General features: G+C 69.1%; 11 protein-coding genes and 1 tRNA gene. 6 read left to right on the top strand and 6 right to left on the bottom strand.

Features of this window, described 5'->3' with window-relative positions; translation table 11 throughout:
* Positions 1-444: 444 nt before the first annotated feature.
* Positions 445-535: transfer RNA gene (locus HLH28_RS12075), tRNA-Ser, on the bottom strand.
* Between the two features lie 107 nt (positions 536-642).
* The gene (gene lepA, locus HLH28_RS12070; RefSeq protein WP_182959446.1) at positions 643-2448 is read right to left on the bottom strand and encodes a translation elongation factor 4; all 1806 of its coding nucleotides are present in this window, start codon (positions 2446-2448) and stop codon (positions 643-645) included.
* 193 nt (positions 2449-2641) lie between these two features.
* Between lepA and HLH28_RS12065 the strand changes: the two genes are divergently transcribed.
* The 5 genes from HLH28_RS12065 (at position 2642) to HLH28_RS12045 (ending at position 10416) form a co-directional block, all read left to right on the top strand.
* Positions 2642-3952 carry a TolC family protein gene (locus tag HLH28_RS12065; RefSeq protein WP_182959443.1) on the top strand — a complete coding sequence of 437 codons (1311 nt, stop codon included), beginning with the start codon at positions 2642-2644 and terminating at the stop codon, positions 3950-3952.
* Positions 3949-5127: an efflux RND transporter periplasmic adaptor subunit gene (locus HLH28_RS12060; protein WP_246396067.1), complete on the top strand. Its 1179-nt coding sequence runs from the start codon at positions 3949-3951 to the stop codon at positions 5125-5127. Before HLH28_RS12065 ends, HLH28_RS12060 begins: the two co-directional genes overlap by 4 nt.
* Before the next feature lies 1 nt (position 5128).
* Positions 5129-8188, top strand: a complete 3060-nt coding sequence (locus tag HLH28_RS12055) for an efflux RND transporter permease subunit (RefSeq protein ID WP_182959441.1) — start codon at positions 5129-5131, stop codon at positions 8186-8188.
* 135 nt (positions 8189-8323) lie between these two features.
* A complete protein-coding gene (locus HLH28_RS12050; RefSeq protein ID WP_182959439.1) occupies positions 8324-8992 on the top strand; it encodes a response regulator transcription factor in 669 nt (222 codons plus the stop codon).
* Between the two features lie 59 nt (positions 8993-9051).
* Entirely contained in the window at positions 9052-10416 is a 1365-nt protein-coding gene (locus HLH28_RS12045) for a sensor histidine kinase (protein WP_220790076.1), read from the top strand.
* On the opposite strand, the gene HLH28_RS12040 is transcribed toward HLH28_RS12045, so the two are convergent.
* From HLH28_RS12040 to HLH28_RS12030, 3 genes are all read right to left on the bottom strand, one after another.
* Positions 10397-11038, bottom strand: coding sequence for a helix-turn-helix transcriptional regulator (locus tag HLH28_RS12040; RefSeq protein ID WP_182959589.1), 642 nt, complete (start codon positions 11036-11038; stop codon positions 10397-10399). The two genes, HLH28_RS12045 and HLH28_RS12040, sit on opposite strands and share 20 nt — an antisense overlap.
* The gene (locus HLH28_RS12035; protein ID WP_182959437.1) at positions 11035-11250 is read right to left on the bottom strand and encodes a hypothetical protein; all 216 of its coding nucleotides are present in this window, start codon (positions 11248-11250) and stop codon (positions 11035-11037) included. The genes HLH28_RS12040 and HLH28_RS12035 overlap by 4 nt, the downstream gene beginning before the upstream one ends.
* 162 nt (positions 11251-11412) lie before the next feature.
* Positions 11413-12486, bottom strand: a complete 1074-nt coding sequence (locus HLH28_RS12030) for a 2OG-Fe(II) oxygenase (protein WP_182959435.1) — start codon at positions 12484-12486, stop codon at positions 11413-11415.
* An 89-nt stretch (positions 12487-12575) separates the two neighbouring features.
* Between HLH28_RS12030 and hpxZ the strand changes: the two genes are divergently transcribed.
* The gene (hpxZ, locus tag HLH28_RS12025; RefSeq protein ID WP_182959433.1) at positions 12576-12962 is read left to right on the top strand and encodes an oxalurate catabolism protein HpxZ; all 387 of its coding nucleotides are present in this window, start codon (positions 12576-12578) and stop codon (positions 12960-12962) included.
* Positions 12963-12972: 10 nt separating this feature from the next.
* Here the strand turns inward: hpxZ and HLH28_RS12020 are convergent, their stop codons facing one another.
* Positions 12973-13641, bottom strand: coding sequence for an NnrU family protein (locus tag HLH28_RS12020; protein ID WP_246396065.1), 669 nt, complete (start codon positions 13639-13641; stop codon positions 12973-12975).
* Positions 13642-13713 lie beyond the last annotated feature (72 nt).

Genomic DNA, 13713 nt, shown 5'->3' with positions numbered 1-13713 from the left:
GATTGTTCTGAGGCTCGCTGTATTTCCTGGCGGGCGGCTAGGGCATCGTCCAAGAGGCGGTCCTTTACCATCCAGTCTGGAACGGAATCCCCGTGCAGGGGCTTTAGGTCAGCGGCGATCAATTTCTGATTCAGATCACGTCTGACCGCCTCAATAGCTGCGTCCCGAAGCCGTAGGGCGGCCCTGTAGTCCCTCGTTTTAAGGCTCTTGATGATGTCCCGGCGCTCGCCGGTAGAGGACTTGAGGACCCGCCCCGCGTCTTCCCAACGGTCCTTGGGGATGTAGAAGCGGACGTAGTAGGTCCGGTCTTTCACAGTCAGGTTCGCCATATCCATGGCCTCCTTCTAGCAGAGGGAGGCGTGACGTTCGACCAGTGACGCACAGCTACAGACCCGTAACGCTGGGTTTCTCTAACTGACTGATTTTATAGGTGTTTTTGACCTATGGCGGAGAGAGTGGGATTCGAACCCACGGTACGCTATTAACGTACACACGCTTTCCAAGCGTGCGCCTTAAGCCGCTCGGCCATCTCTCCGGCGCAGGGGACGGGGCGAAGCCCGCTGCCTGGGCGCGGAACATAGCAACATTTGCCGCCCGCGCAAGGGGGGAATGCCGTGTCCGTTTCCGGCGGGTCCCGGCGGGTCAGTGGTCCATTTTCAGTGCGGCCAGGAAGGCGCTCTGCGGGATTTCGACCTTGCCGAACTGGCGCATGCGCTTCTTGCCTTCCTTCTGCTTTTCCAGAAGCTTGCGCTTGCGCGAGATGTCGCCGCCGTAGCATTTGGCGGTCACGTCCTTCGACATGGCGCCGATCGTCTCACGCGCGATGACGCGGCTGCCGATCGCGGCCTGAATCGCGATCTTGAACAGCTGCCGGGGGATCAGTTCCTTCAGCTTGGCGCAGATGGAACGTCCCCGGCTCTCGGCGGCGGCGCGATGGGCGATGAAGGACAGGGCATCGACCGGCTCCTGGTTCACCAGGATGGAGATCCGGACCAGGTCGCTCTCCTCATACCCGTCCATCTGGTAGTCGAAGCTGGCATAGCCCCGCGACACCGATTTCAGACGGTCATAGAAATCGAACACGACCTCGTTCAGCGGCAGGCGGTAGACCGCCATCGCCCGGTTGCCGACATAGGTCAGGTCCTTCTGGATGCCGCGCCGTTCGGTGCACAGCGTCAGCACAGCGCCCAGGTAATCGTCCGGGACCATGATGGTCGCGGTGATCCACGGTTCCTCGATCTTCTCGATCACCGACCCGTCGGGCATGTCGGCGGGGTTGTGCAACTCCTCCATCTCGCCATTGGTGCGGTAGAGGCGATAGACCACCGACGGCGCCGTGGCGATCAGGTCGAGGTTGAATTCGCGGCTCAGCCGTTCCTGGATGATTTCCAGGTGCAGCAGACCCAGGAAGCCGCAGCGGAAACCGAAGCCCAGTGCGGCCGAGGTCTCGGCCTCGTAGTGGAACGAGGCGTCGTTCAGCCGAAGCTTCGCCAGGCTGTCGCGCAGCTTTTCGAAATCGTCGGCGTCGATCGGGTACAGGCCGCACCAGACGACGGGGATCGAGGGCTTGAACCCGGCCAGCGCGGTCGCCGCCGGATGGCGGTCGTCGGTGATGGTGTCGCCGACATTGCAGTCGGCGACCGTCTTGATGGCCGCATTGATATAACCCATCTCGCCGGGGCCCAGATCGTCCACCGGCACCATGCGCGGCGCGAACACGCCGACCTGGTCGACGTGATAGACCGCGCCGTTCGACATCATGCGGATGCGCGACCCCTTCTTCAGGCGGCCTTCCTTGACGCGGACCAGGATGATGACGCCCAGGTACGGGTCGTACCAGCTATCCACCAGCAGGGCCTGCAGCGGCTTCGTCTCGTCGCCCTTCGGTGGGGGCAGGCGGGTGACCAGGGCCTCCAGCACGCCTTCGATGTTCAGGCCGGTCTTGGCCGAAATCTCGACCGCGTCATCGGCGGGGATGCCGATCACTTCCTCGATCTGCGCCTTGACGCGCTCGGGCTCGGCGGCGGGCAGGTCGACCTTGTTCAGGACCGGCACGATCTCGTGGTTGGCATCGATGGCCTGGTAGACATTGGCCAGCGTCTGCGCCTCCACCCCCTGCGAGGCGTCGACGACCAGCAGCGACCCCTCGCACGCGGCCAGCGACCGGCTGACCTCGTAGGCGAAATCGACATGGCCCGGCGTGTCCATCAGGTTCAGCACGTAGGTCTTGCCGTCCTTGGCCGGATAGGTCAGGCGGACCGTCTGGGCCTTGATGGTGATGCCGCGCTCGCGCTCCAGCTCCATGTTGTCCAGGACCTGGTTCGTCATCTCGCGCGCCGTCAGCGCGCCGCAGGCCTGGATCAGCCGGTCGGCCAGCGTCGACTTGCCGTGGTCGATATGGGCGATGATCGAGAAATTGCGGATCAGCGAGAGGGGCGTGTCGGTCATGGCGGAGACATAAGCCAAATCCCCGCGCAAGTCAGCGGGGATGATGCGAATTTCTCCCGTGCCGGAAGGGGCGGGCGAGGGAGGTGGAAAGCGGCGGCGGACGGGCGTCGTTCAGGCTCCTGTCAGGTTCATGTGATAGATCGCCTGACCGGCAGGGGCGGCGACGGGCCGTCCGGATGGTGCGGGCGGACGAATGGGCAGCGATTTCCACCGGCGTTTCCCGCCGGTTCACGGTTCCGGGGGCAGGCATGCCGGCCGCCGGCCTTCGCGCGCGGGACGTGCGCTTGCCCTGCTGGCCGGCGCGGCCCTGGCGATGGCGGCAGGCGGGGCGCGGGCGGGCGATTTGTCGTTCCACGACGCGGTCAGCGCGGCGTGGGCGATCGATCCGGTCCGGTCCGAGCTGACGGTCAATCGTGATTCCGCCGATGCGCGGGCCGACGCCGCGAAATCGTGGTTTCCCGGCGGCCCGGTCCTGTCGGCGCAATATTATGACGACCACGCGATCGGCACCAATATCGGCTACACGACCTATCAGGGCGGCGTGTCGGTGCCGCTGTGGCTGCCTGGGCAGGGCAGTGCGACGACGCGCGTCGCACAGGCCGAATCCGCCGCCATCCAGGAACGGATGAATGTCGAGCACATGGTCCTTGCCGTGCGCGTGCTGGATGCGGCCGGCGCGCTGGTGGTGGCGCAACGCCGACAGGCGGTGGCGCTGTCGCTGGTGCAGGCGATGCAGCGGATCGATGCCGCCGTCGCCCGGGCCGCCGGGGCAGGGGAATCCACTCTGGCCGACCGGCAGGCGGTGGAGGCCGAACTGGCCGGCGCCCGCAACGAGGTCGGGCTGGCGCGCGAGCAGGTCGCGTCGTCCGCCGCGGCGCTGGCGGTCCTGCTGGGGCGGGACGGGCTGCCGGATATCATGACCTACGATTCCCGCCTGCTGGCGCGGACGCGCCTCGACACCCCGCAACTGATCGAGGACAACGACCCCCGCGTCCGGGCCAGCCACCGCGCCACCCTGGCGGCCGAGGACGGCGTGAAGCTTGCGCGGGCATCCTTCATGCCCAATCCGGAGGTCGGGATCGGCGCGATCCACGAGGGCTCGTACGGCAGCCCGTGGGACGACCGGGTGGGCGTCAATATCAGCGTGCCGCTGCCCAGCGCGGCACGGAACGTGCCGATGATGGCGGATGCCCGCAACCGCCTGGCCGCGGCGGACAGCCAGGAACGGCAGGCACGGCGCATGGTCCGCGTGGAACTGGCGCAGGTCCGCGCCCGGCTGGAGGCGTCGGGCGTGACGCTGGACGGCGCGCGCGCGTCGGCCGGGGCGCTGAACAGGCGGGCGGACGAACTGGAACGGTCCTGGAAGGTCGGGGAGACATCGCTGGTGGAGGCATTGCGGGCGCGGCAGGCGGCTTATAACGCCATCCTGTCGCTGAATGCGGCGGAGGTCGGCTGGCACGCCGCGATCGTGCGGGCCGCCATCGCAGCGGGCATGACGCCATGAGGCGGACGCGGCGTGCGGTGCCGTCCGCCGTGATGCTGCCCGCCATGATATTGTCCGCCGTGCTGATGCCGGTCGCCGAGGGGCCGGCCTGGTCCGACGCGCCCGATCCGGCCCCAGTGAGGATCGGGGCGCAGGCCCAGCGGAACGAGGGCCTGACGGTCGTCGAGGTGCGGTCCGGCACCCTCTCGCGCGTCCTGCCGGCCCTGGCGCGCGTGATGCCGGACGACAGCCGCGTCGTCCATATCCGCCCGGCCGGATCGGGCAAGGTGCTGAGCGTCGCGGTGATGGCGGGCCAGCATGTCGCGCGCAATGCGACCCTGCTTCAGTATCTGGATCACAGCCTGCATGTCGCGCGCCTGCAGGCCACCCAGATGCAGGCGGCGCTGGATGCCGCTGTCGCCGCGCGGGACGAGGCCGCCGCAGCGTGGCGCCGGGGGCGAGACCTGTCCGGCAGCACGGTGTCGGCCGGCGAGGTCCGCCGCAGGCTGGCGGTGTTGCAGGAAGCGCAGAATACGGTCGTTGCACGGCAGGCCGACGTCGGCACGATGACCCACCGTTTCCGCGAGGAGTTCAATTCGGTCACCGAACGCGATGGCACGGACGAGACCTCGACCCTTCTGTCGCCGGTCGAGGGAACCGTGCAGACCGTCGCGGCCTCGGTCGCCGGCGATGTCTCGCCGGGGCAGGACGTGATGACGGTGGTCGATCTGTCCTTGGTCTGGATCGTTTCGGACCTGCCGCCGCAGGATGCCGCCCGCGTGGTCGTAGGTGGACGGCAGGAGACGCGCATCGGCGACCGCCGCCTGCTGTCGCGGATCGGCACGGTGGACGGCATGGCCGCCCCGGCGACCGGCCTGGTGCGGGTCATCAGCGCCGTGCCCAACCCGGATGGCGACCTGCGCCCCGGCATGATGGTGGACACGGAACTGGAAACGGACGAACGGGCGTCCGGCCTGCTGGTCCCGACCGAGGCCGTGCAGCGGGTCGCGGGGCGCGATGTCGTCTTCGTCCGCACGGCGCCCGACATGTTCCGGCCGGTGCCCGTCACGCTCGGACTGGAGAGCGGCGGCAGCACGGTCGTCCTGTCCGGCCTGGCGGCGGGGCAATCCATCGCCGCCCATGGCAGTTTCGCGCTGAAATCCATGCTGCTGCTCTCGGCCCTGGGCGGGGACTGAGATGGAATCCGTCCTGGTTTTCCTGCAACGGAACCGTTTCGTCGTCCTGGGCGCGCTGGTCGCGATCCTGCTGTCGGGGATCGTCGCGGTGGTCGGCCTGCCGGTCGAATCGGTGCCCGACATCTCGCCCCGCCAGGTGCTGGTGTCCGTCGTCGCCCCCGGCCTGGCGACGGAGGAGGTGGAACAGCTGATCACCTTCCCGATCGAGGCCAGCATGGCCGGCATCCCGGGCATGAGCGACCTGCGCTCGGTCTCGCGCTCGGGCGTGTCGGTCGTGTACGTCCAGTTCGACGACGACACCGACATCGATTTGGACCGCACGCGGGTCAACGAACGCATCCAGCAGGCCCGGTCGTCGATTTCGGTGCCCGGCCTGGCGATCAACATGGGCCCGCTGGCCACCGGCATGGGCGAGATCATGCAGGTCCAGATCCGGGGGGATGGCCAGTCCCTGATGGAGCTGAACCGGCTGATGACCTGGACCGTGGCGCCGCAATTGAAGCTGGTGCCCGGCGTGGTCGACGTGAACGTCAACGGTGGGGCGGAGGAAACCTACCAGGTCGCGCTGGACCAGGCGCGGCTGGCGGCGTACGGCGTGTCGGTCGGTGACGTCTACCGGGCCGTGGACGGCAACAACGCGGCGTCGGGCGGCGGGTGGATCGAACATCATGCCGAACAGCAGATCGTCGTCGGGCGCGGCCTGGTCCACAGCCTGGACGATTTCGGCGCGCTGCCGGTGCGGCTGGGTCCGGATGGCACGGCGATCCGCCTGCGCGACGTGGGGGCGGTGTCGATGGGGCCGCGCACGCGGCTGGGCGCGGTCACGCGTGACGGCCGCGGCGAAATCGTCAACGGCGTCGTGCTGATGCGCATGGGCGCCAGTTCCGACGCCACGCTGGCGGCGATCCGCGACGCGCTGCCGGCCATCCGCCGGGCGCTGCCGCCCGGGGTCGTGCTGGATCCGTACTACAGCCGGTCCGACCTGACGAACCGGACCATCGCCACGGTGCGCGAGAACCTGATGATCGGCGCCGCCCTGGTGGTACTGGTGCTGGTGGTGGTCATCGGCGACTGGCGCGCGTCGCTGGTGATCGCGTCGGTGATCCCCTTCGCGCTGGTCTGCGCCATGGCGGGCATGCGGCAGTTCGGGATTTCGGCCAACCTGCTCAGCCTCGGGGCGATCGATTTCGGGATGATCGTCGACAGTTCGCTGGTCGTGGTGGAAAACCTGATGGCCCATCGCCAGCGGGGCGGGGCGGAGATGGGACGGCTTGTGGTGTCGTCGGTGATGCAGGTGATCCGGCCCGTCACGTTCGCGATCCTGGTCATCGTCATGGTCTATCTGCCGATCCTCAGCCTGCAGGGGATCGAGGGGAAGATGTTCCGGCCGATGGCCCAGACGGTCATCATGGCGCTGCTGGCATCGCTGGCCTATTGCGTGCTGTGCGTGCCGGTGATCGCGGCGCTGGCGCTGCGCCGCGCGCCGGCGCATGGGGATACGCGCCTGGTGGCCGCGCTGCGCCGCCGTTACGGGCCGATGGTCAAATGGGGCGAGGCGCATCCCGGCCTGCTGTTCGGCACGACCATCGCGGTCTTCCTGGTGTCGGTGGTCCTGGCGACGCGGCTGGGCGGCGAATTCATTCCCCAGCTGGGCGAGGGGGCGCTGGTGGTCACCACCACGCGCCTGCCCAGCGCGTCCCTGCCCACCGTGCTGCATTCGGTGGGCGTGGAGGAGCGGATCCTGATGGGCTTCCCCGATGTCGCCACCGTCGTCAGCAACACCGGAACCTCCGCGATCCCGACCGATCCGATGGGCGTGAACGAGACCGATACCTTCGTCTTCCTCAAGGACCCGTCGCAATGGCGGACCGCGCGCACGCAGGAGGGCCTGGTGACGGCGATCGACCGGACCCTGCGCGAGCAGTTGCCGGATGCGCTGTTTTCCTGGAGCCAGCCGGTGCAGATGCGCATGGACGACCTGCTGTCGGGCGTGCGCACGCAGATCGCGGTGTCGATCTACGGTCCCGACCTGGACATGCTCTCGCGCCTGGGGGACCAGGTGGCGTCGGCCCTGGGCGGCGTGCCGGGCGCGGCCGACGTGGCGCCCCAGGGCAACGGCACGGTGCCCTTCATCCATGTCGATGTCGATCGCGACCGCGCCGCCCGCCTGGACGTGCCGATGTCCGAGGTCCTGGATACGGTCGAGGCCGTGGGCGGGCATATCGGCCGCCCGGTCATCGTCGACAACGCGGTGGTGAACACGCAGATCCGCTTCGATCCGGCCCAGGTCGGCTCCCGCGACCGGATCGCGCGGCTGCGCGTGCGCCGGGCCGACGGAACGGGGACGGTTCTGCTGTCGCAGGTGGCGACGATCTCGGTTGCTGACGGGCCGCCGCGCATCAGCCGCGACCGAATCCAGCGCCGGATGATCGTGCAGGCCAATGTGCGCGGCCGCGACCTGGGGTCCTATGTCGCGGCAGCGCAGGCGGCGGTTGCCGCCCAGGTGCGCCTGCCGCCCGGTTATCGCATCACGTGGGAAGGGCAGTTCCGTAACCTGCAATCCGCCATGGCGCGCCTGGAGATCGTGGTGCCGATCGCCCTGGCGCTGATCTTCGCGCTGCTGGTCGTGGCGCTGGGTTCGGTCCGGCTGGCGGTGCTGGTGTTCGTCAACCTGCCCATCGCCGCCACCGGGGGCATCCTGGCGCTGACGGCGCGCGGGTTGCCGTTCAGCATTTCCGCCGGGATCGGCTTCATCGCCCTGTTCGGCGTGGCGATCCTTAACGGCGTCGTCCTGGTCAGCTATATCCAGCATCTGCGCCGGACCGGGCTGGATGCGGCCCGGGCGGCGTTCGACGCGGCGGAGGAGCGGTTCCGCCCGGTGGTCGCCACGGCACTGGTTGCCAGCCTGGGCTTCTTCCCGATGGCCTTCTCGACCAGCGCGGGGGCGGAGGTCGAACGGCCGCTGGCCACCGTGGTGATCGGGGGGCTGGTGTCGTCGACGCTGCTGACGCTGCTGGTGCTGCCGTCGCTTTATGCGCGGATGATGCGGGGCCGGGGGTAAGGTCGGGCCCTGCCCGAACCCGCGAGGGACCGCGGGCCCCTTGACCCCGATCCATTTTAACGACTGGTTGCCAGGGCAAAGCCTTTGGCGGGTTGCGGCGCGGCGGCCCGCTTCGGCATCACGGAGGAGGGCCGATTGCGGATCCTGATCGTCGAGGACGAAACGCCGCTGGGCTCGGCCGTGCAGGACCGGCTGCGCCGCGCGGGGCATGCCGCCGACTGGTTCACGACGCTGGAGGACGCGCGCGCGGCCCTGGCGGCCGCCAGCTACGATTTCCTGCTGCTGGACCTGGGCCTGCCCGACGGCAGCGGGCGCGACCTGCTGCGGCAGGTACGGCGCGAGGGGTCGCGCATGGCGATCCTGGTCACCACGGCGCAGGACCAGATCAGCGACCGCATCGCCGGCCTGGCGGGCGGGGCGGACGACTACATCGTCAAGCCCTACGACGTCGACGAATTGCTGGCCCGCCTGGATGCGGTGTCCCGCCGCTATGTCGCGCTGGCCGACAACCGCCTGGTCGTGGACGATGTCGAGATCGACCTGGCACGCCGCCGCATGTCGCGCCTGGGGGCGGAGGTCGACCTGACGGCGCGCGAATGGGCGGTGATCGAACTGCTGGCCCGCCGCCCCGGCGCCATCTGCTCGCGCGAGCAGATGGAGGACGCGCTGTATGGCCTGGGCGAGGAGATCGAAAGCAACGCTATCGAGGTCTTCGTCAGCCGCGTCCGCAAGAAGATCGGGGCCGGACTGATCCTGACGGTGCGCGGGCGCGGCTATCGCCTGGCGCGGCACGTCGCGTCGTGACCGACGGTCAGGCGATAGTCGCGCGGGCGCGCGGGACATGGAGCCTGGCGTCGCGCATCATGGCGGGCGTGCTGGCGGTCGTGCTGGGCTGCCTGCTGATGCTGGGCGTGCTGGTCGCGGGCTTCACCCGCTACGAGGTCACGGAACGGCTGGACAATTCCCTGCAGGAGGTCGCGGAGCGGCTGGAATTCGTCATTTCGGCCCTGTCCCCCCGCCAGCAGGCCGGCGACGTGGCACGACTGCCGGAGGTCGGGCCGCGCACGCTGGCCTACCAGATCATGACCCCCGACGGGCGCATCGTCCTGCGCACGCAGAACGCGCCCGCGGATCCCTTCGTGCTGACGTTGCGGCCGGGTTTCTACGACCGGCCGCGCTTTCGCGTCTATGTCGCCATCGCCCCGGGCGGTGGGCACTACATCCTGGTGGGCGAGCCGACCTTTCACCGGCGCGAGGCCGAGCGGCGCGCGATGCTGATCTCGATCCTGCCGATGCTGGTCTTCCTGCCGTGCGTGTGGCTGCTGGTACGCTGGGTCGTGCGCCGCGCGTTGCGGCCGCTGACCGATCTGCAGGCCGAGATCCGCGTGCGCGGCGGCGGCAACCTGGCGCCCATTCCCTCGCTGAACCTGCCGGACGAATTGTCGGCGATCCATGCGGCGGTCAATTCGCTGCTGGACCGGCTGAACAAGGCGCTGTCCTCGGAACGGGCCTTCGCGGCCAATGCGGCGCACGAGCTGCGCAACCCGATCGCCGCCCTGCTGGCCCAGGCGCAGATGCTGCGCGAGCAGTTGCACGAACCGGAGGCGCCCGGGCGCCTGGCCACCATCGTCGCCCAGATCCGCCGCCTGGGCCGCATGACGGAAAAGCTGCTGCAACTGTCGCGCGCGACGTCCGGCGCCGCGATGGCCGACGACCGGTTCGACCTGATCGCGGTGGCGCAGATCCTGGCGGAGGAAGTCCAGGACACGCCGCCGGCCTTTCGCGACGTCGTGGTCTCCTGCGACGGGCTGGAGGCGCTGTTCGTCCAGGGCGACATGGACGCCGCGGGGATCCTGCTGCGCAACCTGATCGAAAACGCCGCCAATCACGGCACGCCCGGCACGGTGATCATGGTCGCGCTGTCGCGGCACGGCCATGTCGATATCGTCAATGACTGCCCGCCGCTGCCACCGGGTGTCCTGTCGCGCCTGACCGAGCCGTTCGTGCGGGGCGACAGCCCGGCCGAAGGCAGCGGCCTGGGCCTGGCCATCGCCGCCAGCATCGCGGGCCAGATGGGCGCGCGCCTGGATTTCCTGTCCCCCCTGCCGGGGCGGGTCGGCGGGTTCCGGGTTCGGGTCGTCCTGGCCCGCTACGTCGCCGTGCCGGCGGCGCGGGACGCGGACCGCCTGGCGGTCGGGACCGGCGGATCTACAGGAAGGCCATCGTGATCCGGTGCAGATGGTCCGTCCGCAGGGTCGGGATATCCAGGCCGTCCTGCGTGCCGATCCCGCCCAGGACCATCCCGTCATCGCCCCGGTCCCGCACGATCGCGCACAGGGTCGCGTCCGGCCGGTGCAGGACGACCCGGTCGTGGCGCCGGATCGCCGCGCCGGGCGAGACGACCAGCGTCGCGCCGACGCGGAACACCGGGTCGAAGGCGTCGGTGTCGACCAGTACGGCGTAGCAGTCGGATTCGGCGGCGCCGGGAAGGTCCCAGGCGTCCCAGTGGCGGCCGGTGGGCAGGCCGGCGCTGTCGAACATCCCGTCCAGCTCCAGGTGCGACAGGGGGGACATCCGCAGCCGCGTCCGGGCGGCCGGTCGGGTCGCGCGGTGCGGGGCGTGGCCGTCCAGCATGCGGCTGAAGGCCTCCAGCGTCGTGCCGGTGACGTCCAGCACCCGCGCCAGGCTTTCGGTGCCGGGCCAGCGCGGCCGGCCGGCCGGCGTCACGCGCTTGGACGGGTTGAAGGCGGTGACGTCCAGCCCCGCCGCGCGCGCCAGGCCGGATGGCGTCAGCCCCCGTTCCGCCGCCAGGGTATCCAGCGCCTGCCACAGGTCGCGATGCCGGATCATGGGGGATTCAGGATCTCGTCGTCATGGCGCGCCCGTCCCGCCGCGGTGGCGTGATAGCGGCCCGCCGTGTCCCGGGCCGCCAGTCCCATGCGTTCCAGGCGCTCCAGGCAGGGCTGGTCCTTCAGGCCGGGCGGGCGCCCGGTCGGGTCGCACAAGGTCAGGCGATGCAGCGCCGACCGGCAGCAGGTTTCCAGATAGGGTTGTGTCCACATCGGCCGAGGATCGACAATTCGGCGACCTGTTGCAACGGGTGGCCGTTTTCGGGCTTTGCCCGAACCCACCAGGGCCTGAGGTCCTGGACCCGATTATTGATAATAATTGGTTGCCAAAGGCGACTGCCTTTGGCGGGGCGCGGGGCAGCGCGCCCCGGGATTTCAGGCGATTTCGGTCCGGGCTGCCGCCGCACGGTTGGCCTTCTTCAGTGCGGCGGCGGCATCGTCATAGATGAACGGCAGGCAGGCGAAGCGTCGCCCCCGCGTCACCGGGGCCACGGCGTGCAGCAGCCCGCAGGAGAAGATCAGCGCGCCGCCCGCGGGCGGCCGGAAGCCGGGGCCGCCGAATTCGGGAAAGGACAGCTCGCCGCCCTCGAAATCGTCGTTGAGGTTGATGGACACGGCGAACCGCCGGTGTGCCGCTGCCGCCACGGTGTTGTCGCGGTGCGCCCCGAAGCAGCCGCGGTCCGACGAATCGTAGCAGGCCAGGATCAGCCGTTCCATCTGCGTGGCATTGAACTGGAACACCTTGCGGATTTCCGGGGCGACGCGTCGGATGATGCGGGCCTGCACCTGTCCGACCAGCGTGCGGTCGGCCAGCGTGCAGTCGCGCCGCCGCTTGAATCCCAGGTCGGTCACCGACAGCGACTGGCCGGGCTGGCGTTCGGTGAAGACCCCGGACTGGCGCGTCTCCTGCGCGGCATAATAGGCGATCAGCCGCTGGCAGAATTCCGGTTCGAATACGTCCGGCAGCATCAGCGCGGGGACGGGGATACCGGGTGGGCGGGTCGTGACCGGCGGAAGGCGGCACAGCAGATCCATCATGCGTTGGGCGACGCCGGGCCCGTCGGTCCAGGTCGCGCTGACCCGCAGCATCGGATCGATGATGAACCAGCGTGGCACGTCGCCGGGCGACAGGCCGTACAGGTCGGTGACCTTGCGGTCGTCGTCGCGGAAGAAGCGGATGCCCGGCAGGGTCTCGTGCAGGCGCGCCTCGTCTGCGGGATCGGTCGAGATTCCGAAGAAATGGCAATTCGTCCCGTCCATGATCGCGCGGTTGCGCATCACGGTCTCCAGCGCCGCTGCGACGGCGGGGTCGGCCGAGGATGCGAAGAAGAACAGGACGATATGCCGTCCTGCCGCCATGTCGAAACTGTAGGTTCCGAATGGCGTGGTGCAGCGCTGGATGAACCAGGGGGCCGGGTCTCCGACGAAGAGGGGCCGGGCGGGTGACATGCTGGGGCCTCGTGGCTGTATGGACCGGACGCGCGATTGCGGGCAGCCTAGGACAGTTTCCCGGAAGGGTGAAACGGGAAGGGGGGTGCATGCTGACGATCGACGATCCCGCCATCGTGGCGGAAGTGACCGCCATGTCCGACCGGTACGAGGCCGCCCTGATGGCCAACGACCTGGACGAACTGGACGCGCTGTTCCGCGACGCGCCCGAGACCATCCGCTATGGCGTGGGCGAGGTGCTGTACGGTTTCGCCGAGATCGCGGCCTTTCGCAAGGGCCGCACGGGCGGCTCGCCGCAGCGGCGCGTGCTGCGGCGCGTCGTCACCGCGCTGGGCCGCGATGTCGCGACGGTGAATCTGGAATTCCAGCGCGAGGGCGGCACGCGGATCGGACGGCAGAGCCAGACCTGGATCCGGACCGGCGCGGGGTGGAAGATTTCCTGCGCCCATGTCTCGCTGATGGCCGATATCTCGTAGAAACCGGTCGTCAGGCCAGGGCGGGCACGCCGATCAGGAGAGCATGCAGCCAGACGGCCATGCCGGTCCAGGCCACGGCGCCGATGACCAGCGCCGTCGCATCGCCCCGCGCCGATCCGGCCGGATAGACGGTGCCGGCCGTCCGGTCGCGACGGCGGGAAACCATGAAATCGAGCGCGGCCCACAGCAGGAACGGGCCGAACAGCACGACGTCATGCACCATGCCGGAGGCCAGCAGATGGCCGAACGCCCAGATCTTGACGCCGGCCAGCATCGGATGGCCGAGGCGGGCCTTGATATGGTTGCGCGGCACGTAGGCGGCCGCGACCAGCACGAAAGCGACCAGCGTGAACAGCGCGTTGGCATGGCGCAGCCACGCCGGGGGGGCATACAGCATGTGCGGCTGCATCCGCGCCGCGCCGAAGCCCATCACGATCAGCACCAGGCCGGTCAGCGAGACCAACGAGAAAACGCCCTTCCAGCGCATCAGGCCCCAGGAGGCCACCTGCCGGCCCCGCCAGCTGGGGGCGATCATGTGGACCGAATGCATGCCGAGAAAGACGACAAGACCGCAGATCAGCAGCAGCATGACGCGACGCCCCTTCGATGCCGTGCGGAGATCATCGGGATATGCCGCCCGTCCGGTCGAAACGATCGTGATATGATCCGGTTCCCGCATGGGAATCCGGTCAGGGTGTCCGGGCTTCAGGAACTGGTTTAAAACTCGTCTGGCCGGCCATCCGACGTGCGT

Origin of the sequence: Gluconacetobacter tumulisoli (genome assembly GCF_014174155.1) — a bacterium.
Lineage (GTDB): Bacteria > Pseudomonadota > Alphaproteobacteria > Acetobacterales > Acetobacteraceae > Gluconacetobacter > Gluconacetobacter tumulisoli.
This window is presented reverse-complemented; position numbering and strand designations above follow the sequence as displayed.

What these genes read in the sequence shown, in the direction of transcription:
- lepA (WP_182959446.1), bottom strand. Translation starts at nt 2,448, where the DNA reads ATGACCGACACGCCCCTCTCGCTGATCCGCAATTTCTCGATCATCGCC.
- HLH28_RS12065 (WP_182959443.1), top strand. Translation starts at nt 2,642, where the DNA reads ATGGGCAGCGATTTCCACCGGCGTTTCCCGCCGGTTCACGGTTCCGGG.
- HLH28_RS12060 (WP_246396067.1), top strand. Translation starts at nt 3,949, where the DNA reads ATGAGGCGGACGCGGCGTGCGGTGCCGTCCGCCGTGATGCTGCCCGCC.
- HLH28_RS12055 (WP_182959441.1), top strand. Translation starts at nt 5,129, where the DNA reads ATGGAATCCGTCCTGGTTTTCCTGCAACGGAACCGTTTCGTCGTCCTG.
- HLH28_RS12045 (WP_220790076.1), top strand. Translation starts at nt 9,052, where the DNA reads ATGGCGGGCGTGCTGGCGGTCGTGCTGGGCTGCCTGCTGATGCTGGGC.
- HLH28_RS12040 (WP_182959589.1), bottom strand. Translation starts at nt 11,038, where the DNA reads ATGATCCGGCATCGCGACCTGTGGCAGGCGCTGGATACCCTGGCGGCG.
- HLH28_RS12035 (WP_182959437.1), bottom strand. Translation starts at nt 11,250, where the DNA reads ATGTGGACACAACCCTATCTGGAAACCTGCTGCCGGTCGGCGCTGCAT.
- HLH28_RS12030 (WP_182959435.1), bottom strand. Translation starts at nt 12,486, where the DNA reads ATGTCACCCGCCCGGCCCCTCTTCGTCGGAGACCCGGCCCCCTGGTTC.
- hpxZ (WP_182959433.1), top strand. Translation starts at nt 12,576, where the DNA reads ATGCTGACGATCGACGATCCCGCCATCGTGGCGGAAGTGACCGCCATG.
- HLH28_RS12020 (WP_246396065.1), bottom strand. Translation starts at nt 13,641, where the DNA reads ATGCGGGAACCGGATCATATCACGATCGTTTCGACCGGACGGGCGGCA.